This is a genomic window from uncultured Roseibium sp., assembly GCF_963675095.2.
GTDB lineage: Bacteria > Pseudomonadota > Alphaproteobacteria > Rhizobiales > Stappiaceae > Roseibium.
Window position 1 is genome coordinate 166,421 of sequence record NZ_CAXXSJ010000004.1, and the last position, 25,432, is coordinate 191,852.

General features: G+C 58.8%; 25 protein-coding genes and 1 tRNA gene. 13 read left to right on the plus strand and 13 right to left on the minus strand.

The genetic code is table 11. The features are described from left to right. Positions 1 to 25 precede the first annotated feature (25 nt). Together ubiB and ubiE are read right to left on the minus strand one after the other, a co-directional pair. Positions 26 to 1,606: a 2-polyprenylphenol 6-hydroxylase gene (ubiB, locus tag ABIN98_RS02480; RefSeq protein WP_346907089.1), complete on the minus strand. Its 1,581-nt coding sequence runs from the start codon at positions 1,604 to 1,606 to the stop codon at positions 26 to 28. A gap of 3 nt (positions 1,607 to 1,609) precedes the next feature. Further along, complete coding sequence (ubiE, locus tag ABIN98_RS02485) at positions 1,610 to 2,410, minus strand: bifunctional demethylmenaquinone methyltransferase/2-methoxy-6-polyprenyl-1,4-benzoquinol methylase UbiE (protein WP_346907188.1); 801 nt, start codon at positions 2,408 to 2,410, stop codon at positions 1,610 to 1,612. A gap of 185 nt (positions 2,411 to 2,595) precedes the next feature. Between ubiE and mutM the strand changes: the two genes are divergently transcribed. The 7 genes from mutM (at position 2,596) to recF (ending at position 9,975) form a co-directional block, all read left to right on the plus strand. Next, on the plus strand, positions 2,596 to 3,486 hold the full coding sequence (gene mutM / locus ABIN98_RS02490; RefSeq protein ID WP_346907091.1) for a bifunctional DNA-formamidopyrimidine glycosylase/DNA-(apurinic or apyrimidinic site) lyase: 891 nt from the start codon (positions 2,596 to 2,598) through the stop codon (positions 3,484 to 3,486). 89 nt (positions 3,487 to 3,575) lie between these two features. Beyond that, entirely contained in the window at positions 3,576 to 4,349 is a 774-nt protein-coding gene (locus tag ABIN98_RS02495) for an enoyl-CoA hydratase (protein ID WP_346907093.1), read from the plus strand. A 178-nt stretch (positions 4,350 to 4,527) separates the two neighbouring features. Further along, positions 4,528 to 4,794: a 30S ribosomal protein S20 gene (gene rpsT, locus ABIN98_RS02500; RefSeq protein ID WP_190292970.1), complete on the plus strand. Its 267-nt coding sequence runs from the start codon at positions 4,528 to 4,530 to the stop codon at positions 4,792 to 4,794. Between the two features lie 608 nt (positions 4,795 to 5,402). Then, on the plus strand, positions 5,403 to 5,882 hold the full coding sequence (locus ABIN98_RS02505; RefSeq protein ID WP_346907190.1) for a rhodanese-like domain-containing protein: 480 nt from the start codon (positions 5,403 to 5,405) through the stop codon (positions 5,880 to 5,882). Between the two features lie 157 nt (positions 5,883 to 6,039). Continuing rightward, a complete protein-coding gene (gene dnaA / locus ABIN98_RS02510; protein WP_346907095.1) occupies positions 6,040 to 7,512 on the plus strand; it encodes a chromosomal replication initiator protein DnaA in 1,473 nt (490 codons plus the stop codon). A gap of 165 nt (positions 7,513 to 7,677) precedes the next feature. Continuing rightward, on the plus strand, positions 7,678 to 8,796 hold the full coding sequence (gene dnaN / locus ABIN98_RS02515) for a DNA polymerase III subunit beta (RefSeq protein ID WP_346907097.1): 1,119 nt from the start codon (positions 7,678 to 7,680) through the stop codon (positions 8,794 to 8,796). A 36-nt stretch (positions 8,797 to 8,832) separates the two neighbouring features. Then, positions 8,833 to 9,975, plus strand: a complete 1,143-nt coding sequence (gene recF / locus ABIN98_RS02520; protein ID WP_346907099.1) for a DNA replication/repair protein RecF — start codon at positions 8,833 to 8,835, stop codon at positions 9,973 to 9,975. A gap of 27 nt (positions 9,976 to 10,002) precedes the next feature. On the opposite strand, the gene ABIN98_RS02525 is transcribed toward recF, so the two are convergent. Further along, the gene (locus ABIN98_RS02525; RefSeq protein WP_346907101.1) at positions 10,003 to 10,182 is read right to left on the minus strand and encodes a hypothetical protein; all 180 of its coding nucleotides are present in this window, start codon (positions 10,180 to 10,182) and stop codon (positions 10,003 to 10,005) included. 253 nt (positions 10,183 to 10,435) lie between these two features. Here ABIN98_RS02525 and gyrB point away from each other — a divergent pair, with 253 nt between their 5' ends. Beyond that, the gene (gene gyrB / locus ABIN98_RS02530; protein WP_346907103.1) at positions 10,436 to 12,868 is read left to right on the plus strand and encodes a DNA topoisomerase (ATP-hydrolyzing) subunit B; all 2,433 of its coding nucleotides are present in this window, start codon (positions 10,436 to 10,438) and stop codon (positions 12,866 to 12,868) included. Positions 12,869 to 12,937: 69 nt separating this feature from the next. Here gyrB and ABIN98_RS02535 read toward each other — a convergent pair whose 3' ends face one another. Beyond that, on the minus strand, positions 12,938 to 14,968 hold the full coding sequence (locus ABIN98_RS02535) for an EAL domain-containing protein (protein WP_394701405.1): 2,031 nt from the start codon (positions 14,966 to 14,968) through the stop codon (positions 12,938 to 12,940). A 310-nt stretch (positions 14,969 to 15,278) separates the two neighbouring features. Between ABIN98_RS02535 and ABIN98_RS02540 the strand changes: the two genes are divergently transcribed. Next, the gene (locus tag ABIN98_RS02540; protein WP_346907105.1) at positions 15,279 to 15,755 is read left to right on the plus strand and encodes a septal ring lytic transglycosylase RlpA family protein; all 477 of its coding nucleotides are present in this window, start codon (positions 15,279 to 15,281) and stop codon (positions 15,753 to 15,755) included. Positions 15,756 to 16,387: 632 nt separating this feature from the next. Here the strand turns inward: ABIN98_RS02540 and ABIN98_RS02545 are convergent. Further along, positions 16,388 to 17,151, minus strand: a protein-coding gene (locus ABIN98_RS02545; protein ID WP_346907107.1) for an IS5 family transposase whose coding sequence is annotated in 2 segments (ribosomal slippage) — positions 16,388 to 16,821 and positions 16,821 to 17,151 — 765 coding nt in all. Because the reading frame shifts where the segments join, the coding sequence is not laid out codon by codon here. Between the two features lie 167 nt (positions 17,152 to 17,318). On the opposite strand from ABIN98_RS02545, the gene ABIN98_RS02550 reads away from it, so the two are divergent. From ABIN98_RS02550 to ABIN98_RS02560, 3 genes are all read left to right on the plus strand, one after another. Continuing rightward, positions 17,319 to 17,395, plus strand: a tRNA-Arg gene (locus tag ABIN98_RS02550). A 677-nt stretch (positions 17,396 to 18,072) separates the two neighbouring features. Continuing rightward, positions 18,073 to 18,381, plus strand: coding sequence for a hypothetical protein (locus ABIN98_RS02555; RefSeq protein WP_346907109.1), 309 nt, complete (start codon positions 18,073 to 18,075; stop codon positions 18,379 to 18,381). Between the two features lie 80 nt (positions 18,382 to 18,461). After that, positions 18,462 to 18,680, plus strand: a complete 219-nt coding sequence (locus tag ABIN98_RS02560) for a hypothetical protein (RefSeq protein ID WP_346907111.1) — start codon at positions 18,462 to 18,464, stop codon at positions 18,678 to 18,680. 83 nt (positions 18,681 to 18,763) lie between these two features. Here ABIN98_RS02560 and ABIN98_RS02565 read toward each other — a convergent pair whose 3' ends face one another. The 8 genes from ABIN98_RS02565 to ABIN98_RS02600 all read right to left on the minus strand — a co-directional run bounded on the left by ABIN98_RS02565 (position 18,764) and on the right by ABIN98_RS02600 (position 25,019). Next, positions 18,764 to 19,159: a hypothetical protein gene (locus ABIN98_RS02565; protein ID WP_346907112.1), complete on the minus strand. Its 396-nt coding sequence runs from the start codon at positions 19,157 to 19,159 to the stop codon at positions 18,764 to 18,766. Next, the gene (gene hflC / locus ABIN98_RS02570; protein ID WP_346907114.1) at positions 19,156 to 20,190 is read right to left on the minus strand and encodes a protease modulator HflC; all 1,035 of its coding nucleotides are present in this window, start codon (positions 20,188 to 20,190) and stop codon (positions 19,156 to 19,158) included. Before hflC ends, ABIN98_RS02565 begins: the two co-directional genes overlap by 4 nt. After that, on the minus strand, positions 20,187 to 21,293 hold the full coding sequence (hflK, locus tag ABIN98_RS02575) for an FtsH protease activity modulator HflK (RefSeq protein WP_346907116.1): 1,107 nt from the start codon (positions 21,291 to 21,293) through the stop codon (positions 20,187 to 20,189). Before hflK ends, hflC begins: the two co-directional genes overlap by 4 nt. Positions 21,294 to 21,642: 349 nt before the next feature. Further along, the gene (locus ABIN98_RS02580) at positions 21,643 to 21,996 is read right to left on the minus strand and encodes a hypothetical protein (RefSeq protein WP_346907118.1); all 354 of its coding nucleotides are present in this window, start codon (positions 21,994 to 21,996) and stop codon (positions 21,643 to 21,645) included. Then, positions 21,993 to 22,295: a hypothetical protein gene (locus tag ABIN98_RS02585; protein WP_346907120.1), complete on the minus strand. Its 303-nt coding sequence runs from the start codon at positions 22,293 to 22,295 to the stop codon at positions 21,993 to 21,995. The genes ABIN98_RS02580 and ABIN98_RS02585 overlap by 4 nt, the downstream gene beginning before the upstream one ends. A 137-nt stretch (positions 22,296 to 22,432) precedes the next feature. Beyond that, complete coding sequence (locus ABIN98_RS02590) at positions 22,433 to 23,239, minus strand: transglutaminase family protein (protein ID WP_346907194.1); 807 nt, start codon at positions 23,237 to 23,239, stop codon at positions 22,433 to 22,435. A 59-nt stretch (positions 23,240 to 23,298) separates the two neighbouring features. Next, positions 23,299 to 23,784: a hypothetical protein gene (locus ABIN98_RS02595; protein WP_346907122.1), complete on the minus strand. Its 486-nt coding sequence runs from the start codon at positions 23,782 to 23,784 to the stop codon at positions 23,299 to 23,301. A gap of 500 nt (positions 23,785 to 24,284) precedes the next feature. Then, entirely contained in the window at positions 24,285 to 25,019 is a 735-nt protein-coding gene (locus tag ABIN98_RS02600; protein ID WP_346907124.1) for a Crp/Fnr family transcriptional regulator, read from the minus strand. A gap of 152 nt (positions 25,020 to 25,171) precedes the next feature. Between ABIN98_RS02600 and ABIN98_RS02605 the strand changes: the two genes are divergently transcribed. Beyond that, positions 25,172 to 25,417, plus strand: coding sequence for a hypothetical protein (locus ABIN98_RS02605; RefSeq protein ID WP_346907125.1), 246 nt, complete (start codon positions 25,172 to 25,174; stop codon positions 25,415 to 25,417). Positions 25,418 to 25,432: the final 15 nt, after the last annotated feature.

Below are 25,432 nucleotides of genomic sequence, written 5' to 3' on the forward strand. Positions count from 1 at the left end.
AGCGGCGCTTCCAGACCCCGTTCTGTTAAAATGAACGAATAACGTAAGCCACCACGGCAATCGCGATTACCCAGAGCGCGATCCGGCCGGAGCGGGTGTGGCGGGCTTCGGCCTTGCCGATGGCTTCCGCGGTGGCCTGGTCGAAGCGCAGGCCGTTGGCGGTCATGCTTTCCAGTTCTTCCGACATGCGCCCGACCCGGTCGGCGAAGATCGGCAGGTCGTTGGCGACCCGGGTGAGCGCGCCGAGGGCCGCACCCGCATCCCGGATCTTGCCGACGGGACCCAGGTTGTCCCTGATCCAGCCGCCGACCACCGGTTCGGCCGTCTTCCACATGTCCAGATGCGGGTCCAGCGTGCGCGCGACGCCCTCGACCACCACCATGGTCTTCTGCAGCATGATGAGCTGGGTCTGGGTGTGCATGTCGAACAGTTCGGTGACCTCGAACAACTGGGTCAGAAGCCGCGCCATTGAAATCTCGCTGGCGTCATGGCCATGGATCGGTTCGCCGATCGCCCGGATCGCCTGGGCGAACATGTCGATATCCTGATTGGCCGGCACATAGCCCGCCTCGAAATGCACCTCCGCCACCCGGCGGTAGTTCCTGGTAATGAAGCCGAACAGGATTTCGGCGAGAACCCGGCGCTCGCGCACGCTGAGCCGGCCGGTGATGCCGAAATCGACCGCGACCAGCGTGCCGTCCGGCTCCACGAAGAGATTGCCCTGGTGCATGTCGGCATGGAAGAAGCCGTCGCGCAGGGTATGGCGCAGGAAGCTCTGGATGACGGCGGCGCCCAGCGCCTCCAGGTCGTGGCCGTCTTCCCTCAGACCCTCGACGTCCGACATCTTGCGGCCGTCGATCCATTCCATGGTGAGCACGCCCTTGGAGGTGCGGATCCAGTCGACGTCCGGCACCCGGAACCCCGGGTCGTTGGCGGTGTTTTCCGCCATTTCCGAAAGACCGGCTGCTTCCAGGCGGAAATCCATTTCCAGCGCGACGGATTGGGCCAGGGTATCGACGATGGCAACCGGCCTCAGTCGCCTTGAGGGCGGATGGTACCGCTCCGCGACACGGGCGACCAGATAAAAACTGTCCAGGTCGCGCCGGAACCTTCGGGCGACGCCGGGACGCAGAACCTTGACCGCGACCTTGCGCTCCGTGCCGTCCCGATCAAGCACGATTGCGGGATGCACCTGGGCGATAGAGGCGGCCGCCACCGGCTCGCCGAAGTCGAGGAAGATCTCGTCAACCGGCTTGCCGAGCTGCTCGGCAACCGCCGCCTCGGCCTCTTTCTGCGAGAAGGCCGGCAAGCGATCCTGCAAAGCGGAGAGTTCGCGCGCGGCCTCCTTGCCGACCACGTCGGCGCGGGTTGCCAGGAACTGGCCGAGCTTCACGTAAGAGGGTCCGAGCCGGTTGAGCGCATCCGACAGCCGCAGTTCCGCGCTCTTGTTGCGCACGGAGCGGCGCTCGAACAGCCTCGCGAAGCCGATCGCCAGGCGTGGACCGGACGGCAGGTCCGGAAGATGCGCCAGCCCGAACACGCCCTCGCGCGCCATTACGTAACCCGCCCGCGCGAGGCGGAAAAACGGCATCACTGCAATCCCCATGGATTAGAGTTTCCAGCCGGAATGAAGGGCCGCGATGCCGCCGGAATAGTTGCGCCAGGTCACCTGCTCGAAGCCGGCGTCGCGGATCATTTCGGCGAAACGATCCTGATGAGGGAACTTGCGGATCGATTCCACCAGATAGCGATAGGGTTCGCCATCCCCGGTGACCATCCGGCCCATGACCGGGATCGCATTGAAGGAAAAGGCATCGTAGACCCTGTCCAGCATCGGAACGTCGACATCGGAGAATTCCAGGCACAGGAACCGGCCGCCACGCTTCAGCACCCGATAGGCTTCGCTGAGCGCCTTCGGGATATCCGGCACGTTGCGGATACCGAAAGCGATCGTGTAGGCATCGAAGCTCTTGTCGGGGAACGGCAGCTCTTCCGCATTGCCTTGGGAGAAGCGGATCAGCTCCGAAAGGCCCGCCTTTTCCGCCCGGTCGCGGCCGACGGAGAGCATCGATTCATTAATATCGCACACCACCGCCTTCACGGTCTCGCCCGAACGGCGCACGACCCGCGTGGCAATGTCTCCGGTGCCGCCAGCCACGTCGAGCAGGGTCCACGGCCGCGCGCCCGATTTGGGCGGCGCGAGCGAGGACACCATCGCGTCCTTCCAGACCCGGTGCATGCCGCCGGACATCAGATCATTCATGAGATCGTAGCGCTCGGCTACCTTGTGAAAGACATCGTCGACAAGCGCCTGCTTTTCGCCTTCACCGACGGTGGTGAACCCGAAGCTGGTCGGCATGTCTTCCGGAGAGCGGCTCGAGGTCCGCTGCCGTTGCTGGCCGTCCTGCATCATGTCTATCTCTCCTGGACTTGTTTTGGTGTCCGGTACGCCTTATCGCGGTGCCGAAGATCCGTCGCGATCCGATTTGCGGCGGAACATAGTACAAGCCTCTTGCGAAGGCTATCATCCGCTTGCCGAAAGTGTCATATGCCGCAAGCGCCACGTTTTGTCGGCTGAAGGAGCCCGTCCGATCCATGCCAGAATTGCCCGAGGTGGAAACCGTGCGCCGGGGTCTTGCCCCGTCCCTGGAAGGCGCTCGGATCGTCAGGCTCGACCAGAACCGGCCAGATCTCCGGTTTCCGTTCCCGCCGGATTTCAAGGCGCGTCTGGAAGGCCGGACGATCACGGCGCTTTCCCGACGGTCGAAATATCTGCTGGCGGATCTGGACAGCGGCGATGTGCTGGTCATGCATCTGGGCATGTCCGGATCGTTCCGGGTCGAGGCGGACATAGAGCATACACCGGGCGCCTTTGCCCTTGCCCGCTCAAAGGACCCCAAACACGACCACATCGTCTTTCATCTGAAGACCACCAAGAGCACAGACGCGCGCGTGATCTATAATGACCCGCGACGGTTCGGCTTCATGACGCTCGTTCCGCGCCCCGAGCTTTCGTCTCATCCGTTGTTTGTGAACCTGGGGCTTGAACCACTCGGCAACGCGCTCGACGGGGAAACGCTGTCGCGCCTGTTTGCCGGCAAGACCACTTCCCTGAAGGCGGCCCTTCTCAACCAGAAGCTCATTGCCGGTCTCGGCAACATATATGTGTGCGAGGCGCTGTGGCGGACGGGCCTGAACCCGGCGCGACAGGCCGGGTCGATCGCGGGCAAGACCGGCAGGGCAACCGCCAAGACCACCGCCCTCGCCGCGCATATTCGCGATACCCTGCAGGAGGCGATTGAAGCCGGCGGCTCGTCCTTGCGCGATCACACCCAGGCAGACGGCTCTCTCGGCTATTTCCAGCATAATTTTGCGGTCTATGACCGGGAGGGGGAACCCTGCCGGAGGGAAGGCTGCACCGGCACGATTGCGCGGATCGTTCAGTCCAACCGCTCGACCTTCCACTGCCCGAAGTGCCAGCGTTAGTCCATCAGCGTAGGTGCAACGGTGTTGCCAGCCGCAATGGGGTCGGTTACCCCTCTATCCCATTGAGAACCTGTTAGGGGAAACGCCAGATGGGATATGAGAACATTCGCGTCGAAAAACGCGGCAGAGTCGGTCTGATAACCCTTGATCGCCCGAAGGCGCTGAACGCGCTGAATGCGGCCCTCATGAAGGAAGTCGCCACCGCTCTCGACGGCTTCGAGGAAGACGAGCGCGTGGGCTGTGTCGTCCTGACCGGTTCGGAAAAGGCTTTCGCCGCCGGCGCCGACATCAAGGAAATGCAGCCGTTCGATTTCGCCCAGGCCTATCTGACCGACCTGATCACGCCCTGGGACCGGGTCGCACGCAACCGCAAGCCGATCATTGCCGCCGTTGCCGGATATGCGCTCGGCGGCGGTTGCGAACTGGCAATGATGTGCGACTTCATCCTTGCCGCCGATACGGCCAAGTTCGGCCAGCCGGAAATCACCCTCGGCGTCATGCCGGGCGCGGGCGGCACCCAGCGCCTGACCCGCTTCGTCGGCAAGTCCAAGGCCATGGAAATGTGCCTGACCGGTCGGATGATGAATGCGGAAGAAGCCGAGCGCAGCGGGCTGGTCAGCCGGGTCGTTCCCGCCGACGAACTTCTTGAAGAAGCCTTGAAAGTTGCGGAAAAGATCGCGGACTTCTCGATGCCGGTCGCCATGCTGACCAAGGAAAGCGTGAACCGGGCCTATGAAACGACGCTTGCAGAAGGTATCCGTTTCGAGCGCCGGGTTTTCCATGCAACCTTCGCCACGGAAGACCAGACCGAGGGCATGAATGCTTTCATCGAAAAGCGCACGCCGCAGTTCCGCAACAAATAATGCGGATTTCACGTGGCAAAGGCCATTGACTGAGGCCTGAGGCACGATTATAAGCAGCGCCCAACCGGTGGCGGGATCCCTGCCACCGTTGCTATTTGATCTGGGACTTTCTTGCCGATGGCCGGAAGTTCTGATTGTAACCGGACATTTGTTCCACTCACGGACCAGGATTGAGCCCATGGCCAACACACCCTCGGCCAAGAAGGCGGCCCGCAAGATTGCCCGCCGGACGGCCACGAACAAAGCTCGTCGGAGCCGCGTGCGGACCTTTTTGCGCAAGGTCGAAGAAGCAATCGCTTCCGGAGACCAGGCAGCTGCAAGCGACGCCCTGAAAGCTGCTCAGCCGGAAATCATGCGCGCAGCCGGAAAGGGCGTTCTTCACGCCAATACGGCATCCCGCAAGGTGTCGCGTCTGAATGCCCGCGTGAAGGCCCTCGGCGCCTGATACAAGCGGTAAAATCGAGTTCAAAAAGACCCGGCCAGCGTGCCGGGTTTTTTTTAGCCGTGCAATTAAATCGAGGCTGATACGGCTAAACACAATTGCAATATCGGAAGAATTTGCGAGCCTAGGCTCTGTCATTATTTTCTTTTTGTTTTCAATAACTTACATGCATATGTAGTTACTGCACCCCCCATGGACTGCAATTCATCCGAGTCAAGGGAAATCTCTTAAATTTTTTTTCGCCCCTCCAGTTTCGGGCCCTTTTATGAATACATATTTGGAAAAATCATTGAGACAAAACGCTTTTGGCCGGTTGCGAAAATGGGGGCGGGGAGAAGTGACGTAGGGGAGCTTTGGAGGCGTTTATAATTTGTTAAACCGACGCTGTTGCCGACGGTGGGGGGGCTATGTATGTTTAGGAAGTCGGGAGCGCAGACAACCGGCGAAGAGAACAAAAACTAATCTGTTTGGATAAGAAATGACCAAGTCGACCAACCAGAATTCAGAGCACAAGCAAACCCATCACCGAAATGAATACATTAGTAAATTTTCATTTCATGACCGCAAGGCTCCTTGAGCTTTAACCTCTCAAAATAAAAAAATTGAAATACATGACGTCAATGGCATCGCCATTGATACAGGGGGCTGTCATGCAAATTTCTGATCAGTACGCAGGCGATGTGGATTCCGCTCAGGCCTATGAACGGCTTTCGAGCAGTGAGACTACCGTTCTCATCGACGTGCGTACACAGGCGGAATGGAATTTTGTCGGCGTGCCGGATCTTTCGGCAATGGGTAAGGAAACGCTGTTCGTGGAATGGCAGAGTTTTCCGCCCGCCGCACCGGTCACCGACTTTGCGGATAGTTTGAGTGCGCTTCTGGAGCAACGGGGATTTGACAAGGGCTCCGAGCTCTTCTTCCTGTGCCGCTCGGGTCAGCGCAGCCAGTCCGCGGCCATCGCAATGACGCAGGCCGGCTACGGCAAGTGCTTCAACGTTTCCGGCGGTTTCGAGGGACCTCTCGACCCGAACAGCCACCGTGGCACATTATCCGGATGGAAAGCATCTGGACTTCCTTGGGTACAGCGTTAAAAGGCCGCCAGCACGGCGGCAGTAGTCGGGTCTGAGTTCCGGGCCCGTTATGAGTGAATCGTCCTGACAGGGACATAGAACAGCCGCGAATGCGGCATATTGGCGGAAAGGAAGAAAGACTGTGGCGGATCTTTCTTCATCTAGACAGGAGGCGGAAATGCAGGTTCAGGAGGCAAGTGGCTCTGAACATTGGAATCGCGTGAAGAAGCGACTTCGCGCGGAATTGGGTGATGATGTTTTTTCGAGCTGGTTCGCCCGCGTCGATCTGGAAGAACATAACGACGGCACAGTCCGCCTGTCGGTCCCGACCCGGTTTTTGAAACAGTGGATTCAATCCCACTACAATGACCGTCTCATGGGACTGTGGCAGCGCGAGTGCGAGAATGTTCACCGGATCGAACTGACGGTGCGCGGCGCCATGCGGCCCCGGCAGAGCGCCAGCCCGACCCCGTCGGGCCTGGCAACACCGAAGCGCCTCCCGGCTCAGATCGGCGAGCGGCGCCTGGAAGGATATGCCGAGGGCAATGCCGTCGCAGCCGCTCAGGCGGCAACAGCAGCTCTCGGACGCGGCGAAACGGAAGCGGCACGAGACGTCCTGCAAGGGGCCGCGCTCGATCCGAAATACACGTTCGAGACCTTTGTCGAAGGCGATTCCAACAGCCTTGCCCTGGCAGCGGCCCGTCAGGTCGCCTCCGGCGGCGCGGTGACGTTCAACCCGCTTTACCTGCATGCCTCCGTGGGCCTCGGCAAGACCCACCTGATGCAGGCTGTCGCCGCCAAGGCGCGCGCGGCGGGGCGTAAGGTGCTGTATCTGACCGCGGAACATTTCATGTATCGCTTCGTTTCCGCGCTGAAAGCCCAGTCGGCTCTAGCCTTCAAGGACACGTTGCGCAGCATCGACCTCCTGTTGATCGATGACATGCAGTTCCTGCACGGCAAACAGGTACAGCAGGAATTCTGCCATACGCTCAATGCGCTGATCGACGGTGCACGTCAGGTGATCGTGGCAGCGGACCGTGCGCCTTCCGAGCTTGATACGCTCGATGACCGGGTCCGGTCGCGCCTGTCGGGCGGTCTCGTGGTCGGCATCCAGGAGCCCGACTTCAGCCTGCGCCGGAACATCCTGACCGCACGTGTCGCGGCGGCCAGGCGTACCTACCCGAATTTCGAGGTACCGGAGAGCGTTCTGGATTATATCGCCAAGCATGTGGCCTCCTCGGGCCGGGACCTGGAAGGCGCCCTCAATCGGCTGGTCGCTCACAACCAGCTGACCAACCAGCCGATCACCCAGGAGATGGCCGAGCTCACTCTGCGCGACCTGATCCGCTCCAGCGAGCCGCGCCGGGTCAAGATCGAGGACATCCAGAGGGTGGTCTCAAAGCACTATAACGTGACCAAGGCCGACCTCCTGTCCGCCCGCCGGACCCGGACCATCGTTCGGCCGCGCCAGATTGCCATGTACCTTGCAAAGGTCATGACACCGCGCTCGCTCCCCGAGATCGGACGCCGATTCGGCAATCGCGACCACACAACGGTTCTGCACGCTGTCCGCAAGATCGAAGAACTTGCAAAAGGCGATTATGCGCTAGCCCAGGAACTGGAGCTGCTGAAGCGCATGCTCGACGCGTAAAAGCGGTCGAAATATCTCCAAAATCAGGGGCGTCCGACAGGGCGCCCCTCTTGCATTTCGCGGCCGTTGAGGGCAGTGTCGTTCCCCCCGCTCCCTCCTTGGGAGCCAACAGTTTCATTCCGTCGGCGCCTTCCGGCCGGCACCTCACGAGTACGGACTTTGCGTATGAAAGCGACACTCGAGCGCAGCGATCTCCTCAAGTCCCTGACCCACGTGCACAGGGTTGTCGAGCGCCGTAACACGATCCCGATCCTGTCGAACGTTCTTCTCAGGGCCGAAAGCGATTCCCTGAAGCTGAAGGCAACGGATCTGGACCTGGAAATCCTGGAAACCGTTCCCGGCATGATCGAGATGCCCGGCGCCACGACCGTTCCGGCGCACATGATCTACGACATCGTCCGCAAGCTGCCCGAAGGCTCCCAGGTCGTCCTGGAGACGACCGGCGACAACGCGACCCTGGAAATCCGCGCGGGGCGGTCGAAGTTCACCCTGCAGATGCTGCCGGAAACCGATTTTCCAGACCTGACCGCTGGCGAATTCACCCACGGTTTCGCACTTTCGGCCAGCAATGTGCGCAAGCTGATCGACACCACCCAGTTCGCGATCTCGACCGAGGAAACCCGCTACTACCTGAACGGGATCTACCTGCACACGGTCGACACCCCTGAAGGTCAGAAGTTCCGCGCGGTTGCCACCGACGGTCACAGACTGGCCCAGGCGGAAGTGCCCGCTCCGGGCGGGTCTGCCGGCATGCCGGGTATCATCGTTCCCCGCAAAACGGTCGGCGAAATCCAGAAGCTTCTGGAAGAGCCGGAAGCCGATGTCCAGATCGAGTTGTCGGACACCAAGATCCGCGTGACCACGGGCAGCATCGTGCTGACGTCCAAGCTGATCGACGGCACCTTCCCCGATTACGGCCGGGTGATCCCGCAGGGCAACGACAAGGAAATGCGCGTCGACCGGGACGAATTCAAGGAAGCGGTCGACCGTGTTTCGACGATTTCGTCCGAACGCGGCCGTGCGGTGAAACTGTCGCTCGACGACGGACGCATGGTGCTGACGGTCAACAATCCGGATTCCGGCAGCGCGACCGAAGAGGTCGCGGTCGAATATGATGCCGAGCCGCTGGAGATCGGTTTCAACTCGCGCTACCTGCTCGACATCGCCAATCAGCTCAACAGCGATACCGCTCTGTTCAAACTCGCGGATTCCGGTTCGCCGACGCTGATCCAGGACAATACGGTCGACGACTGCCTGTTCGTTCTGATGCCGATGCGGGTCTGACCGTTCGGTCTTGCGCGCGGCGGCCAATGAGGTCCCATGACGACTGAAACGTCAGCGGCGATTACGCGTCTGACCCTGACGGACTTCCGCAATTACGAGCGGCTCGATCTCACGTTTTCCGAGCCGCTTGTCGCCTTTGTCGGCAACAACGGCCTGGGCAAAACCAACATCCTGGAAGCCATCTCGTTCCTAACCGCCGGGCGCGGACTGCGCCGGGCGCCGTTCGCGGACATCGCCCGCGTATCGGGCTCCGGCGACTGGGCGGTGTCGGCCGTCCTTTCGGTGGACGACCTGGAAACCCGGGTCGGCACCGGTTTTACCGCCGGCGAGCCCGGGCGGCGGGTCAGGATCGACGGTGAAGACGTCAAGTCATCCGAACGGCTGCTCGATTATGTCCGGATCCTGTGGCTCGTACCGGCGATGGACGGCCTGTTTACCGGGCCGGCCGGCGACCGGCGTCGGTTTCTAGACCGGCTGACCCTGTCGATCGATCCGGGGCACGGCCGCCGGGTCAGCGATTTCGAAAAAGCCCTCAGGCAACGCAACCGGCTTCTGGAGCATGGAGGTTCCGACAGCTATCTCAGTGCGCTCGAACAGCAGGTGGCGGAACTTGGGACCGCCGTCTCGGCTGCGCGGCACGAAACCGTCAGCCTGCTCGGAGAGACCCTCAAGGTCCAGGCGGAAGCCGGACTTCCGTTTCCCACGGCAAGCCTCGCCCTTGAAGGCGCCTTTGAAACGGCGACGGTGGGCATGAGCGCCTCGGACCGGGAAGACCACTACCTGGAACTCCTGCGCGAGGGCCGCGGACGGGACCGGGCCGCCGGCCGCACCCTGATGGGCCCGCACCTGAGCGATCTTCAGGTGCGCCACGTGGCAAAGGCCATGCCGGCCTCCCAATCCTCGACCGGGGAACAGAAGGCCCTGCTCGTCGGACTGATCCTGGCGCACGCGGAACTGACGGCCGCGGTTTCGGGAATGAAGCCGGTTCTGCTGCTGGATGAAATCGCGGCCCATCTCGACCCCAACCGGCGGGCGGCGATGTTTGCCAAGCTCTCTTTGCTGGGCCTGCAGGCGTTCATGACCGGCACCGATGAAATCCTGTTCAAGGACATGCCGGCTGGCAGCCAGGTGTTCAACCTTGCCGACGGCGACGTCACAACGCTTCCGCCGGCAAACTGAGATTTTAAAAACAATCCTGGAAGTTTGTCAGGCCGTCACGTCGACCCTGGAGCCGGTTCCCGACGCCGTCGGCGCCTTGGCGGCGGGACGGTCATCGGCATCGTGATCGTTGACCTGATCGGGTCCGGGGCCTTCGGCCGCTTCGCTGCCGGTTGGACGAATGCTTTGGGGCGGTGCGGAGAGCGCACCAACGGTACCTATATTCATGAGATTGTCCTCAAGATAATACCCCCAATGGCGCCACCATTTATCGGAATTCGTATATAATTTCCTAAACATCCGGAGCGCCGGACCCCGGCCCTGTCAGAAACGCTCCGGAAACCGCAGGAATTCAACGAACGGCCGTAAAAGAAACACAGTTATTTCAGTACGATACAACCGTCTTCCCGGCCGAGTTGAATGACACTGGAAACGCCGTATAACGAACCATAAGACACACACCGACGAGCAGCTGATTCGCATGAACGATACCCCTCAGAATGACACCGACGAAGACGCATACGGCGCGGATTCCATCAAGGTCCTGAAAGGCCTCGACGCGGTACGCAAACGCCCGGGAATGTATATCGGTGACACCGATGACGGATCAGGTCTGCACCACATGGTCTATGAGGTCGTCGACAACGCGATCGACGAGGCCCTTGCCGGACATGCCGATAGGGTCACCGTTACCCTGAACCCGGACGGATCGGTCACCGTGACCGACAACGGCCGCGGCATCCCGACCGACATGCACACCGAGGAAGGCGTGTCGGCGGCAGAAGTCATCATGACCCAGCTCCATGCCGGCGGAAAGTTCGACCAGAACTCCTACAAGGTGTCTGGCGGTCTTCACGGTGTGGGCGTCTCGGTGGTGAATGCGCTGTCCACCCGGCTGGACCTGCGGATCTGGCGCAACGGCAAAGAGCATTTCATGACCTTTGCCCATGGCGATGCCCAGGGTCCGCTCGAAGTGGTCGGTGAGGCTGAGGGCAAAAAGGGGACCGAGGTCACCTTCCTGCCGTCGCCGGAGACCTTCACGAAGACCGAATTCGATTTCTCCACCCTGGAGCACCGGTTGCGGGAACTCGCGTTCCTGAATTCCGGCGTGCGGATCCTGCTCACCGACAAGCGCGGTGTGGAAGACGTGGTCGAGGACCTGTTCTACGAAGGCGGGCTCGAGGCCTTCGTGCGCTATCTGGACCGGGCGAAACATCCGCTGATCGAGGCTCCGATCACCATGACGGCGGAGCGGGACGGCATCACCGTCGAAGCCGCCATGTGGTGGAACGACAGCTATCATGAACACGTCCTTTGCTTCACCAACAACATCCCGCAGCGCGACGGCGGCACGCACCTGGCCGGCTTCCGTGGCGCGCTGACCCGCCAGGTGACCGGCTACGCCGAAAGCGCCGGGCTGCTGAAGAAGGAAAAGGTTTCGCTTACCGGCGACGACTGCCGCGAAGGCCTGACCTGCGTCCTGTCGGTCAAGGTGCCGGACCCCAAGTTCTCCTCGCAGACCAAGGACAAACTGGTGTCCTCGGAAGTCCGCCCGGTCGTCGAAAACCTGATCTCCTCCGCCCTTGCCGATTGGTTTGAGGAAAACCCGGCCCCCGCCCGCTCGGTCGTCTCGAAGGTGGTCGAGGCAGCTTCCGCACGCGAAGCCGCCCGCAAGGCCCGCGAGCTCACCCGGCGCAAGGGCGCGCTCGATATCGCCTCCCTGCCCGGCAAGCTCGCCGACTGCCAGGAGCGCGATCCGGCCAAGGCCGAACTGTTCCTGGTGGAGGGCGATTCCGCAGGCGGCTCGGCCAAACAGGGCCGGCACCGCGAAAACCAGGCCGTCCTGCCCCTGCGCGGCAAGATCCTCAACGTGGAGCGCGCCCGGTTCGACAAGATGCTGTCGTCGAACGAGATCGGGACCCTGATCACCGCGCTCGGCACCGGGATCGGCAAGGAAGAATTCAATATCGAGAAGCTGCGCTACCACAAGATCATCATCATGACCGATGCGGACGTGGACGGCGCCCACATCCGGACCCTGCTTCTGACCTTCTTCTTCCGCCAGATGCAGGATCTGATCGAGAACGGCTACATCTATATCGCCCAGCCGCCGCTCTACAAGGTCAAGCGCGGCCAGTCTGAACAGTACCTGAAGGACCAGAAGGCGCTTGAGGACTACCTGATCGCCAGCGGCCTGGAAGACTCCTCCCTCACCCTTGCCAATGGTGAAGTGCGCACCGGCGAAGACCTGCGCGAGGTTCTGGAGCGGGCCCGCACCATTGCATCGATCTTCGACGGCCTGCATTCGCGCTACGACCGCACCGTGGTGGAACAGGCGGCGATTGCCGGCGCGCTGAATTCCGAAGTTCTTCACGACCGGGAAAAAGCCGCCGAAGCCGCGGCCTATATCGCCCGGCGGCTCGACATCCTGGCCGACGAATTCGAACGGGGCTGGACCGGCGAGGCACTGGAAGACGGCAGTCTCGTCTTCAAACGGACGGTTCGTGGCGTGGAAGAAGCCGCAACCATCGACGCGGCGCTCCTGAGTTCGACGGATGCGCGGCGGCTGGCGTCCCATGCCGACCATCTTCAGGAGATTTACGGCAAGGCAGCCGTCCTGCGCCGGAAGGATATCCAGACGGAGATCCGCGGACCCAGGACGTTGCTCGAACAGACCTTCTCCTATGGCCAGAAGGGCATTTCGCTGCAGCGCTACAAGGGCCTCGGCGAAATGAACCCGGAACAGCTCTGGGAAACCACTCTCGATCCGAACGCCCGCTCGCTGCTGCAGGTGAAAATCCGCGAAGCGGACGATGCAGACGACATTTTCACCAAGCTGATGGGCGACGAAGTCGACCCGCGTCGCGAATTCATCCAGGACAACGCCCTGAGCGTCGCCAATCTGGATATCTGATCCTTCGCCCCGATCGCATCCGGCCGGGCCGGCCGGATGCATGTGCCCCGGATCCATGCACCCTTTTGGCTATGCCCAAGGCACGGGTTTTCCGAAGAAATAGCCCTGGGCCGCCTCGATGCCGAGTGCGCGGAGAAGGGCCATTTCCCGTTCGGTCTCAACGTGTTTGGCGATCACCTTGATGCCAAGGTCATGGGCCGCATCCGTCAGCCCCTTTAAAACCAGCGCCTTGCCCCTGTCCCTGGTGACCTGCTGGGTCAGGCTGGAATCGAGCTTGATCCAGTCGACCCTCAGATCGGTCAGACGTGCAAGCACCGGCCAGTGCCCGGCAAAATCGTCGATCGCCGTCTGGCATCCGAGATCGATCAGGAACCGGAAAAAATTCTCGATCGTCGTCGGTTCGCGCAGAAAATCCTTTTCGGCGATTTCCAGACATATCCGGCTTGCCAGGAGGGGATTGTCACGCAGCCTCTTTTGCAGGATATCCCGGAAATCCGGGTTTCCGGCTGACTCCGCGGATACGTTCACGGTCAATATGGTCTTGGTGCCGCGGGCCGCGGCCGCGTCCAGGACCTTGTCCAGGGTCCAGCCTTCGATCTGCGCCACATACCCGCTGCGCTCCGCCGCCGAGATGAGCACCTTGGGCGATAAACCGGAAGCGAGCTCCCCTTTCAGGCGAAGCAGGATTTCATCTCCGCACGGCCGGTCTTCCTGAAGAAACCGGATCGGCATGGAATAGAGTTCAAAATCGTTGGCCCGGATATCATCCGGCTCGAAAACCTTGGTCTGCACGGCACTGTCGAGCAGGAGGTCGCCGGCTTCCGCCTTGTGCAGGTGGATGGTCCGCCCGCCGACCCTCTTGCCGCGCAGGCAAGCGGCGTCGGCCAGCCGCAGCAGGGCGGACGGATCAATGTTCCTGTCCGCGTCCTCCGAGGTCAGGAAGGATATCCCGATCGAACTGCCGATGGTGAAAATGCGGTTGCTGACCTCAAGGCGGATCCGGGACAGCGCGTCCAGGACCCGTTCCGCATGATCGAGCGCATGGCCTTCATCCGGCAACAGACACATGCCCGCAAACTCGTCGCCGCCGATCCTGCCGACACAGCCCGTATCGCAGAAACAGCGCTGCAGGGCGAAAGCGACCCGCACCAGCATTTCGTCGCCGGCGTCATGACCGCCCAGGTCATTGACCTTCTTGAACTCGTCGAGGTCAAAGTAGAACACGGCGAGGCCGCCCAGCGGATTTTCGTCCAGCCTGGCGAGGTGTTCCCGAAGAAATGTCAGAAAGGCGCGCCGGTTCGACAGGCCGGTGAGCGCATCCTGATAGGCCAGGCGCCTGTATTCCTCCACCTCGTGCGGCGAATCCACATTGCCACGGACGATCGCCATCACGCCAGGCCGATCGTGGTCGGACGGCTCGGCCAGCGGGACAAGACGGACTTCCGTAATTTTCGTGGCCGATCCGGGTTCGCAAGGAGCTTTTTGGCCACTCAGTCCGGTGTAGAGCGTCTGTACGTCGCCGTTCCGGCAGTTTTCGAGCAGGACGTCCAGTTCGGCCGGATCGATGGATCCGCCCGCGGCCTCTTCCAGGCGCGCGCGGATCGACACCGCTTCGTCCAGTGCGCCAAAGATCAGCACGTCGTCCGGAAACCGGGTCAGGAGGTCGTCGATCCGCAAGCGTTCGGGCTCTTCCGGAGACTTCTCAAACTGGAACAGAACCACGGCCGATGCGTCTTCCTGGAGAATAATCGGCGTGCAAACGGCCTTGCCCCCCAGATCCGCGCCAGTAGCCGACACCAGTTTACCGAAGACTTCGGACGGGGTTCCATTAAAGGCCGCTTTCAGGGCAGGCCGGCACCGCCGCCGGGTTTCCCGGGACAGAAAGTCGGAGAACCTATTGCCAACAGGGGCGTCATTTCCCAGGCCCAGGAACGATCCAAAGGCCTTGTTTACAGCGACAATCGCACCGCTACTGTCCAGAAACGCTGCCGGCTGCGGAATCACCTCCAGCAGGGAGCCATATAACCCGGTCGCTTTGTTTGCAGCCGCCCGAAAGGAGGTTTCCTCCTGACTGCAGACCACCCCTTGAATGTTCGGCACAAGCCGCCCTTTCAAATTTTCGACGGAACTACTCAATAACTAATCGACGTCTCGTGATTTTCATCATGTTTAACACGAGTTATCGGCTAAGAAATATTACGATACGAATACCCACAGACCTTCGAGAAATTATATTTAACGGATTGTTAATACGATATACTTGTTTTCTTAGTGTTCAATTTATTATAAAAATACAATAAACCTTGCCGTGCAATAGCGCCTGCCTCAATTTCACCACCTTGCGCGGCAATAGAACGCCTTGAGTTTTCAGCGCGCTTTCGATGGAAAGCCGTTTTTCAAGGATGCGTTCATGCCACCGCCCCAGATCCGCACTCCCTTCGTAAAAGTGCATACATTTCGCGCCTCCGCGCTGCCGGCACTGAGAGGCTACGCCTTCAGAAATCTGGCGCTGTTTTGCGCCTGTTTTCTTTTCCTGCCCCTGCAGACCGCCGATGCGCAGACGCAGTTCATCCAGTGTGGCAAGGCCTCCTGGTATGCGCTGACGTCCATGACCGCGAGCGGTGAGCGCGCCAATCCGAATGCCATGGCCGCCGCTCACCGGACCTTGCCGTTCGGCACGCTCGTCAAGGTTTCAAATCTTAGAAACGGCAAAGAAATCACGGTTCGGATCAATGACCGCGGCCCCTTCGTCAAAGGTCGCGTAATCGACGTGACCAAGGCTGCGGCCAGCGAGCTGGGCTTTTTGCCGCAAGGTGTTGCCAAGGTACGCATCACCGTGGCGGGGGCCGATGGCAAGACCCACGAGGTGCAGGATTGTGGGGAATGACGGTCTTTGAACGGTGACGGGTGGCCGGCCAGACAGGCCTCCCGCTGGTTGCCGTCCTTTAAATGAATACAAGTGATCGATTCCCGAACGGTAAATCAAAAAATAAATTATTTTACGGTAATGACAAACGCCTCGGTCCTTAGTAGTATGCGCGCTGTGGTCGATGGGGCCACGTGCACAGTAACTTATTTCGCGCGGCCCGTGCTTGGTCGCGCGTTTTTTTTTGGTCCCCGCCGAACCGCTCTTTCCAGCGCCGAAAAGTTAACGGTCCCAGGTCCCGGCCCCCGGCGACTGAGCCCAGAAAATCACATGCAGGCCGGATCCGATGATCCATTTCCAACCAGGGTTATCCCGATTGCGACCCATCGCCGGCACGGCTTGAGTTCGGCGACCCGTGAAGCCACGTGTATACTTCGGACAGTCGCACCTCGTACCTACGGACAAAGGCCTAGAGCATGTCTCCCAAAAGTGGGTACCGGTTTTGGGACAAAGACATGCGGCAAAACAATTCAAGAGAGCATGTGGCGTGAATGCGAATGAACGCGACACGCTATAAGGAAAACCGAGCCAAAGCAGGCCGCCGCCCCGAACCGGACTTTCCAAAAACAAGCTAGGCTGTGGTGACAATTTAATTATTTAAGCCAGAGCATAATGCTTGCGAGCTTGATGAAGCCGATGAAGTTTGCAGCGAGCTTATCGTATCGCGTAGCGATACGGCGCCATTGCTTGAGTTTGGCGAAGTAGCCTTCTATTCCCCACCGGTTCTTGTATGCGATTTGGTCGTAGTGATGCTGATGCTTGCGATGGCGGCGTGGCGGAATGATGGGCTCGCCGCCTTGTTCAAGAATAAGATCATGTAGACTGTCAGCGTCATAGGCGCGATCCGCAAGAACCTGCTGTGCATGCAGACCGCTCATGAGACGGCACGCGGGAGCCATGTCATTTTGTTGTCCCGGCCCGATATCGAAGCGAACCGGTAAGCCCAGTGCGTCCACTACTGCGTGGATCTTCGTTCCAAAGCCGCCCCGGGAGCGTCCAAGGGCCTGGGCTTCAGATCCCCCCTTTTGCGCGCTCCGCCCGCGGCTTGGGCATGTGCTCTTATGACGGTCGCGTCGATTGCCAGCCACTCCATGTCCGGCTCACGGGCGATCGCCTCGAATATGCGCTCAAAGACACCAGCTTCAATCCAGCGATAGTAACGCCGTTTGGCTGTCTGATAGGGACCGAACCTGTCCTCTGGCAAATCTTTCCAGCGGGCGCCTGAGCGAGCGAGCCATAAGATCGCATTAAAGAAACGACGTCCGTCACTGCGCGGACCGCGCCGCCCCTGCCGGCCACCCGGAACAAATTCCCGAAGCCGCTCCCATTGATCGTCCCGAAGTATCTCGCCTTCCACACCAGCCTCCAAAAGCCAGTGTTGAATCTGATTTGTCGACCTTTGGGAATCTCCAATTCCTTAAATTGTCACTACAGCCTAGCGTCTTTTGAAGAAAGCAATTGCCCCTGACTGGCCAATCGGGTATCAGGTCAGGACAGTCTGTCGGCACCACGCTTGACGGCCCTGCACCCGTAGCTCAGCTGGATAGAGCGCTGCCCTCCGAAGGCAGAGGTCACAGGTTCGAATCCTGTCGGGTGCGCCAAAAATAACCGCAAAATCATAGGCTTAACTGAACGTATCGATCGTGATTTTAACGCTGCAAACAATTGCAACCATATTGCTACCACTTAATTTCACTAGTACGAGTTATCGTTCCGTAGTGGGCGTGTGAGCAGAGACGAATTGCACGACAACAAGTCGGGTCACATTCAATTTCCTAATCTGAGGGTCGCGCGTTCGAATCGCGCCGGGGTCACCATATTTTTCAATAATTTAGGAACTAAAAACCGTTTCAGATCCACCGTTTGAAACGGTTTCTGAAACGGTTTTAGCGTTGCAAGCGGCCTGTCGATTCCTTGTCTTTGGACCAGCACTCACCGGGCGAATTGCTCGATGTTAGGTCGGCTCCTATTGGGTTGAGATGATTCCCACTAAGGGCGTCGTTTGTTTACGAGATACATCAAATCTCAAGACACGCTTATCCTTTCCCGCTAGCTCAGGGGGCCGTGACAAAGAGATTTCTGCTTTTTCCGCGCCGACCAACATGCATCAGTCTCGATCGACGCGATTCATGCAACACTCTTAAGCTTTCATCGAATGCTTGGCCCAATGTCTCTCATTGCTCATGGTTTTTGGCCCTAACGGCACGACAACCTGGACAACAGTCGAATGATAGCTTTTCCAAGATGTAGAAGATCGAGTCCGAGAAGGAGAAGGATCATGATCAACGAAATTAACCATCAAACTTGGCGCAACCGAAAGCCGCCAACCCTTTCAGAACACCGTTTCGCAGTCGGACAATTTGTCAGAATGAGGAGTGACCTGCCGATGGCTTCCACGAGTCGAGGCGAGTCCTTCCACATTACAGCGTTAATGCCCCGCACCGGTGACCTGCCGCAATACCGGATCCGCAATGATCTGGAGCTGCACGAACGTATGGTCACCCAGGACAAGCTCGAACCCGTGGGGTTTTCCGAAACAACCCAGGACAACGCGCTTCTAATCACGAAAACGTTTGACCTTAGATAAGGCTTTGCGCGCTGCAAGGCAGAAAGCCCAGGACCGAGCCGGTTTTAGCGGTGCGTGAATGCCTACACAGGAGACTGACAATGTCAGAAATCAAATTGACAAGAGTTGAAGTTCGGCCCGGCGGCCAGCTTCTGTATTATGTCCGAGTGAACACTGCGGCAGGCAAGGTTGAATTGCCTATTGCCATCATGGAACAGGGATCTGACGCCTCGAACGAAACGAAAGTTCTTCAGTCTTCGCTCGCGCTTGCGGAAGAATTAGAGGGCTCAATTCGGCTTCGCCTCGAAGCGCAGCCGTAATCAATCTCCTCAAAAATGCCGCCACCTCGATAACGGGCGGCAATCAAGGTGTTTGATCAACGTGAAGGTAAGAAGACGCCATATTAGAAGTATTTGGTCAATCGGGCACGCCAGGCAGCCCAAAAACCTGTCTTCAGGATTTTTGCGCGTCCCGCCCGCCGTATGGTGTTGTCGGCATTTGTTCTAGTCATCTGATCCTGCGCATTTTTTGCGTTCATGCCCTGCATCAGATCACCGCCAATTGTTGCCGGACCGCCGGTAAAAACGTGGTAGACCGTCCAGGAACCATCGTTCTCGACACGCTTGCCATATTCACTATGCATGGAATCTTGCGCGGGCGCCCCTCCCTCGCCGTCCCACTGTTCAAGCGCTCGGTTCATGCAATAGAACGGGTCTGGAGAAGACACCGACTTGGGCGCAGGTTCGGACCGTTTCCTGTTGGGTGGTCCTGCCGTATCGGTCGAAACCGATGAGGTCATTGCCTGCTCTCCGTCAGGTCACGGACCATTTCGGCACCGCTGTCCGGCTGGCTACGGTCCTGTTGTCCGACTTCAGCCTGCATCCCCCTCAGGAACTTGAAGAGATCGCTGTCCGTCGACAAGACGAGCGTTGTGCCGTCAGAAATCATGTCCTTGTAGGCCTGCATGGTGCGCGTGAACTCGTAAAATTCCGCGGCTTGCGCAGTGGTGTTGTAAGCCCGGGCGTAAATGTCGGCGGCGGCGGCATCGGCCAATCCGCGGATTTCCTCCACTTCTCGATAGGCTTCGGACTGGATCTTGTTCAGATCGCGCACACGGTTGCCGCGAATACGCGCGGCCTCGCCGTTTCCCTCCGACAGGAAGCGTTCGGCGATCTGCCGCCGCTCCGAGACCATCCGGTCGTAGATCTTCGGCCGGACGCTCTCGTTGTAGTTGATACGTTTGAACCGGATGTCGAGAAGTGCAATTCCGAAGACGCGGACCTTTTCGGCGGCAGCTTCGAAAATTTCCTGCTCCACAAGTGCCCGGCCCTTTTGAATGGGGACGAGGGATCCGATGTCCTGTGCCCGTTCCTCATCGGTGAGGAGAGAATCCCTTAAGGGAGTGCGCCCTCTTGTCGTCCGGATGATTTCGATCAATTCATGCTTTGCAACCGCGTTACGTGTTTCGCTGCCAAGGATGTCGTCGAGCCGCGATTGTGCGCTACGTTCGTCCCGTAAGCGGAGAAAGTACTGCAGTGGATCTGTGATCTTCCAGCGCGCGAACAGGTCGACTGAAATATACAGCTTGTCTTTTGTCGGCATATCCGAGGGATTGCCGTCCCACTCCAGAACCCGGCGGTCGATCCTGTTGACCTCCTGGATGAAGGGCAGTTTCAATTTGAGGCCCGATGTCGTGACCGGCGCGCCAACGGGCTTGCCGAACTGCGTGATGATCGCCTGTTCAACTTCGCTGACCGTGTAGACGGCGGTGGAAGCGGTCACAACCGCAACAGCGGCAATCCCCGCAAGAATGCCCCATACGGTTTTCATGGCTGGTTTTCCTTTTGGCGATCGAGATTGAGAAGCGGCAGGATGCTGCCGGTTGATCCGTCAACGATGATCTTCGACCCGATAGCGGGCATCACGTCCTGAAGGGTTTCGATGTAGATCCGCCGCCGGGTTACATCCGGAGCCTTCTGATACTCGGTCAGAAGCGCGGTGAAGCGCGCGGCGTCGCCCTCAGCCTCGTTGATCCGTTTCAGCCGATAACCGTCGGCTTCGCGGATACGCTGGTCCTTTTCGCCTTCAGCCAGCGGGATGACCTTGTTGTACTCCCGGCGAGCTTCGTTGATCAGACGCTCCTTTTCCTGCTGGGCCTGATTGACTTCGTTGAACGAGGATTGAACTGGCTCGGGCGGGTTGATGTTCTTGAGCTGCACCTGGTCGATGCTGATGCCCATGGCGTATTTCGTGGCCAGGGCCTGCATCTTCAGGAGTGCTTCGCTTTCGATTTCCTGCCGGCCGATAGTGATGACTTCATCAACCGTGCGGTCGCCGACCACTTCGCGCATGACCGATTCCGAAACGTAGCGAAGCGTGGCGGCCGGTTCGCGCACTTCGAACAGAAACTTGACTGGATCGGAAATGCGGTACTGAACCACCCATTCGACCAGGGCGGCATTCAGGTCGCCCGTCACCATTTCGGTTTCGCGCCGCCCGTCCGTAGGGCTCTGATACGGATCATTGCCACCTGGTGTGGTGAAACCGAATTCCTGTTTCAGTTGACGTTTTACCGGGACGATCGTCGCGGCATCGATCCCCATCGGGAATTTGAAATGCAGGCCCGGCGGCACGTCTGCGACATACTTGCCAAATCGCTGGATCACGGCAACGGAGTCGCTCGGGACGGTATAATAGGACGACCAGATTCCTATTCCAGCCACGGCAATGGCGGCGGCGATAAGAAGTCCGCGGACCGATGGTGGTCCACCGGGAAACAATCCGCCAAAGTGCTGACGTCCTTGCCGCATAAATGCGTCTATGTCCGAAGACCGGTTTTGAGGACCGTTGCCCCATGGTCCGGAGTTGTCCGGACCCGTGCTTTCGGAAGTCATGGCATTGCCTCTTGTCAGAAGTTGGTGTGCCCAGGTCATCCCGGATGGATCGCTTCTGTGAGCAAGACTACGCCCCCGAAATTGAAGGGTTGCGCCATTCGGGATATCCAGCCTGTCATTTCATACCGGGCAGCGGATGGTTTCCTGGACGCGAATGTAGATTTTCAACCGGACTGGTTGTTCAACACCGGCATTCCTTCGTTTTCGGCGGCCTCAACAGCGGTTTCGTTCTGCCGGTCTAGTGGTGGTTTTCGGCAGAAGAACTCCTGAAGCGTTGGCAATGCCGGCGAGCCTCCGCTTGGGGTGCCAACTTCTCTGCCGCCACGGGCCGGAAACATCCTTTTGGGCATATCGGCCTGCTCTTCATGGGGTTCAGACAAGGCTTTGCTCAGGACTTCTCCAATTCAAGCGCGGCAAGGCAAGCTTCGGCCAGATCCCGGTCCGCGTTGTCGGATCCAGGCATCGTCGCCCAGCCTGCTTCCATGAGGATGTTCCGGCGCTGATAGGAAGGCGTTTCACGAATTTCCTCTAGCTTGCCGGCACGCTGCGTATCGGCGCGTGACATGCCGACACACACCGGCACCAGGGCCGCAATTACCTTGTCATGTGACAGCGCATTCGCCATCTTTGCCGCAGTTCCGCCGGTCACCCAGCCGCCCCAGGAAAACCCGATTGTGCTCGCGGCGATCGCTCCGATCACAACGCCAAGTGCAACAGGCTTCAGCCATTCAGGTGTGTTCATGTCAAATCCTCCGGCGGAGAAGACGCCGCCCCGTCTTTTTGAATGTCATCGTTGGCGGCCCGGTCTCGGTCGAGCACCGCTTCCAGGTCCTTTCCGAATATTTCCCGCATCTCAGTCTTCCCCTTGCAGGCCACCATCAGATACGTCGCCGTCTTTCGGTATGCGAGGAAATTCATGTCCTGAAGAAGTTCTTCTTCGACAAGGACTTCGTAGTCTCCGGCAGGCAGCACTTCTGAATGTCCCCTCAAAGTGAACGGGTGTAAAAACTTCACCGTCGATCTGGTTGAGCGGGTGTTCATGGTCATCTCCGCCGCGTATGTTGGTTGTGCATAAATCAAGCTCCCGAAATCATCTTGGTCGAGGAATTCAAACGAAGCGCGACTGCATTACAGATTCTAGATGAACCAGGACGGTTGAGTGCTGATCGAAGTTAGTCTCAATTGGAATTTTTGGTCCAGACTTCGAAATTTCTTAAAGTATTTTCGCCGAAGGTCTGTGTCAGGGGGACATCGGCTGCATCCCGGCCGCGGCCGATCAGAAACCGGGCGATGCGGCGTTGATTATTGCGCGGATCGAAGACCCACCATCGGTTGGCCAGGAAGACTTCCATCCAGGCTGCGAAATCACCTGGGGGATGCGGTTCCGGCTCGCCGATATCACTCAGATATCCGGTGCAATAGCGGGCCGGGATGTTCATGCAGCGGCAGAAACTGATCGCAAGGTGCGTGAAGTCACGGCAAACGCCACGTCCTTCTGCCAGCGTCTGGGACGCCGTACGGGTCGATTGCGCATGCTCATAGCCGAAGGTAACATGCTGGTGCACATAGTCACAAATGGCCTGTACCCTCGCCCAGCCATTCTTTGAATTTCCAAACAGCCGCCAAGCTTCTTCCGACAGGAGGTCCGTATCGCAATAACGGCTCCCCAATAAAAACACGAACGTATCGGACGGGAGGTCTTCCACAGCATGCTGATAGGCGGCCGGAAAAACCGGATCTTTCTTGCCACTGTCCAGGAAGATACCATGCGTCGCCAATGTGAAGGCGCCCGGCGGTGCAGTCAGCCTGGAACACCAATTCCCGAAAGAATCCCGGTAGCTCTCGATTGGCACGCACGGCGACGTCGTCAAATAGTCCAGAAGCTCGAGGTCACCGTACCGTGTGTAATCGACATTGAGCATCGCGATTAGCGGAGTGGGTTTCGGAAACTCGAAATCAAGACGGCAACCCAGACTGATCCGGATATCTGCTTTTCTTTCCCGATTTAAATGCCCCAATCGGACAAGCGATGGTCGGCCCTGTTTCATTTGAGTGAATATCTGGCCAGCGCTGCGGCTGTCTTTGCGTGTTCAGATTGATGATAGTTGCCTAAGAAGGCGCCATCTACCCTCACCTCCCATATTCCATTTCTTTCCCGGACCTGCACGCGATCCGGCTCGAATTTCTCGGGGGGTACTTCGATAGCTTCTCGCGCTTGTATCGCCAGTGGATGCGTGGAAGCCTTTTTCAGCTCCAAAGCCTTTGGTATTGGAGGTGGGCATGCGTCTCCCTGTTGCATGACCGCCCGTATGAATTCTTCGGCGTAGTCATCAACGTCTCTATAGTCCTGTTCCCGGCGTGCCATCGACATCGTGTCGACAAAGCGTGTCTTGAGATGCTCGACAAACCGCGGCTCCGAGCGGGACATGTACGCGATGAGAGATTGCAGAATTCTCTCATGCGCAAGAACCCGCCTCTCGAGATCCGTAGAACCAGGCTTCGGACCATCTCTCGTTGATTGTGTTTCCATAGCCTTATTACTCCATCGAAATATGCGCATGGATCGTTCTAAGCGCACGCGGGCTTTGACAGGCAGGTGGATACCTGTAACCGTGCACGACACTGTCAAAGCCGAGTTCCACACCATGACTTTCTTGAAATGTTTTTCTGTTGGGGGGCAGCATCGCGAGTCCGTTTGTAAAAGGGACACGCCGCTTCGCCTTTCCCTGTCTTTGTCGAAGCCTTGAATCGCGTATCAAGGAATTGACCGCGACCCCAACCGCTCTGACGATCCTACATGAAGCCCTGGGTGCGCATCCTGATCGAGATTAGTCCTTGGTGTCTTTTCGTAGTAATGTAGCCAAGATCGCGACCAGCGAATTGACTGTCTCGCGAACGGGTGTTGCCTTGCGGCGATCAAACATAAGAAGAAAACGGATAAGGGTGCCAGCGCTTGCAGCTCCTTGTTCTTTCCAGCCACATTTCGAAGAAGCGGGGTCGTCTGAAAATCGGGTACGCAGGGCGTGGAGCCTACGTCAGCAATGGTCCGGTCTGATCAAGATATTCGGGATCGAACTCTGCAAATTCGACCAGGCGGTCACGATCGTCGAACCTCACCTTGCCGTTTCGAAACGTGACGAGCCCGTTTTCACGCAACAGCCGCAAAACCCGGTTGACGTGCACGGCACTCAATCCAAGTGCATCGGCGAGGTGATACTGTGTCAGCGGACAGTCATAACCCGTTTTACTGCCCATACCGACCAGCGCCAGCCTGGAACCAAGTTCGAGCAGAAAATGGGCCATACGGACGTCGGCATCACGGCGTCCCAGGTTTACGAGATGTTCGACGACCATCGCCTCGTCCCGGGACGCGGCCCACAAAATGGCAGTCGCCAGGCGGGTGGTCTGTGCGAAGGCCGCAAGCAGATCACCTAAGGGAACTTCAGCTGCTTGAATATCGGTGACAGGTTCGAAGCTGTGGTCCGAGGTGCGCAACAGAACGCTTCGCAATCCCAGGAAATCCCCCGGGATCTGGAAATCGATGATCTGCCGTGACCCGTCCGGCTGGAGCTTGTAGGAGCAAACCCAACCTTCGGAAAGAATGTAGGCGGCCTGTTCCGACTGTCCCTGTTGAACGAGATCACGCCCTGCAACGAATGAGCGGCGGCGCCGGTGCAGATGATGCAATACTTCAAGTTCGTTCGTGGACAAGGCCACGAAGCCTGAAAGCTTGCGGGCAAGCGGACTTTTCTCGATGGGGTTCAAAGGCGTTTCTCCCAGGCAATTATCCATTATCCGAAATGTCTGGGCCAAGACTGCTTTCGATCAGTCCAGCATACTGATTTTGTGTCATTATGGTGAAGTTTATCGGACTGGCACCCAAGCTTGGGCTCTAATCCTTGAAAGGGGTAGCCAAGATGCCTGATCAGAGAGACTATTCCGGAATGGCGGCGCTCTCGATCTGTGAAGCGCTTTTGCTGGCATTGAACGACCATAAAATTCTTCCCGAGCACGAGATCGTGGGGGTGTTGCGCGACGCCGCAGCAACACACGAAAATGCAATCGGTCCCCAAACCGACATGGAAATGCACCGGGAGGTCTCAGACCTGATCAAACGGATCATTGCGGGAGGAAACTCGGTTAGGCGGCCACAGTCCGGTTGATCCTTGCGGGAAGCG

Excerpts from the sequence above, each read along its gene's own strand:
- ABIN98_RS02565 (WP_346907112.1), bottom strand. The coding sequence starts at position 19,159 with ATGACCTCATCGGTTTCGACCGATACGGCAGGACCACCCAACAGGAAA.
- ubiE (WP_346907188.1), bottom strand. The coding sequence starts at position 2,410 with ATGCAGGACGGCCAGCAACGGCAGCGGACCTCGAGCCGCTCTCCGGAA.
- mutM (WP_346907091.1), top strand. The coding sequence starts at position 2,596 with ATGCCAGAATTGCCCGAGGTGGAAACCGTGCGCCGGGGTCTTGCCCCG.
- ABIN98_RS02540 (WP_346907105.1), top strand. The coding sequence starts at position 15,279 with ATGCCACCGCCCCAGATCCGCACTCCCTTCGTAAAAGTGCATACATTT.
- ABIN98_RS02505 (WP_346907190.1), top strand. The coding sequence starts at position 5,403 with ATGACGTCAATGGCATCGCCATTGATACAGGGGGCTGTCATGCAAATT.
- dnaN (WP_346907097.1), top strand. The coding sequence starts at position 7,678 with ATGAAAGCGACACTCGAGCGCAGCGATCTCCTCAAGTCCCTGACCCAC.
- dnaA (WP_346907095.1), top strand. The coding sequence starts at position 6,040 with ATGCAGGTTCAGGAGGCAAGTGGCTCTGAACATTGGAATCGCGTGAAG.
- ABIN98_RS02560 (WP_346907111.1), top strand. The coding sequence starts at position 18,462 with ATGTCAGAAATCAAATTGACAAGAGTTGAAGTTCGGCCCGGCGGCCAG.
- ABIN98_RS02580 (WP_346907118.1), bottom strand. The coding sequence starts at position 21,996 with ATGAACACACCTGAATGGCTGAAGCCTGTTGCACTTGGCGTTGTGATC.
- ABIN98_RS02595 (WP_346907122.1), bottom strand. The coding sequence starts at position 23,784 with ATGGAAACACAATCAACGAGAGATGGTCCGAAGCCTGGTTCTACGGAT.
- hflC (WP_346907114.1), bottom strand. The coding sequence starts at position 20,190 with ATGAAAACCGTATGGGGCATTCTTGCGGGGATTGCCGCTGTTGCGGTT.
- ABIN98_RS02555 (WP_346907109.1), top strand. The coding sequence starts at position 18,073 with ATGATCAACGAAATTAACCATCAAACTTGGCGCAACCGAAAGCCGCCA.
- rpsT (WP_190292970.1), top strand. The coding sequence starts at position 4,528 with ATGGCCAACACACCCTCGGCCAAGAAGGCGGCCCGCAAGATTGCCCGC.
- recF (WP_346907099.1), top strand. The coding sequence starts at position 8,833 with ATGACGACTGAAACGTCAGCGGCGATTACGCGTCTGACCCTGACGGAC.
- hflK (WP_346907116.1), bottom strand. The coding sequence starts at position 21,293 with ATGACCTGGGCACACCAACTTCTGACAAGAGGCAATGCCATGACTTCC.
- ubiB (WP_346907089.1), bottom strand. The coding sequence starts at position 1,606 with ATGGGGATTGCAGTGATGCCGTTTTTCCGCCTCGCGCGGGCGGGTTAC.
- gyrB (WP_346907103.1), top strand. The coding sequence starts at position 10,436 with ATGAACGATACCCCTCAGAATGACACCGACGAAGACGCATACGGCGCG.
- ABIN98_RS02605 (WP_346907125.1), top strand. The coding sequence starts at position 25,172 with ATGCCTGATCAGAGAGACTATTCCGGAATGGCGGCGCTCTCGATCTGT.
- ABIN98_RS02585 (WP_346907120.1), bottom strand. The coding sequence starts at position 22,295 with ATGAACACCCGCTCAACCAGATCGACGGTGAAGTTTTTACACCCGTTC.
- ABIN98_RS02495 (WP_346907093.1), top strand. The coding sequence starts at position 3,576 with ATGGGATATGAGAACATTCGCGTCGAAAAACGCGGCAGAGTCGGTCTG.
- ABIN98_RS02525 (WP_346907101.1), bottom strand. The coding sequence starts at position 10,182 with ATGAATATAGGTACCGTTGGTGCGCTCTCCGCACCGCCCCAAAGCATT.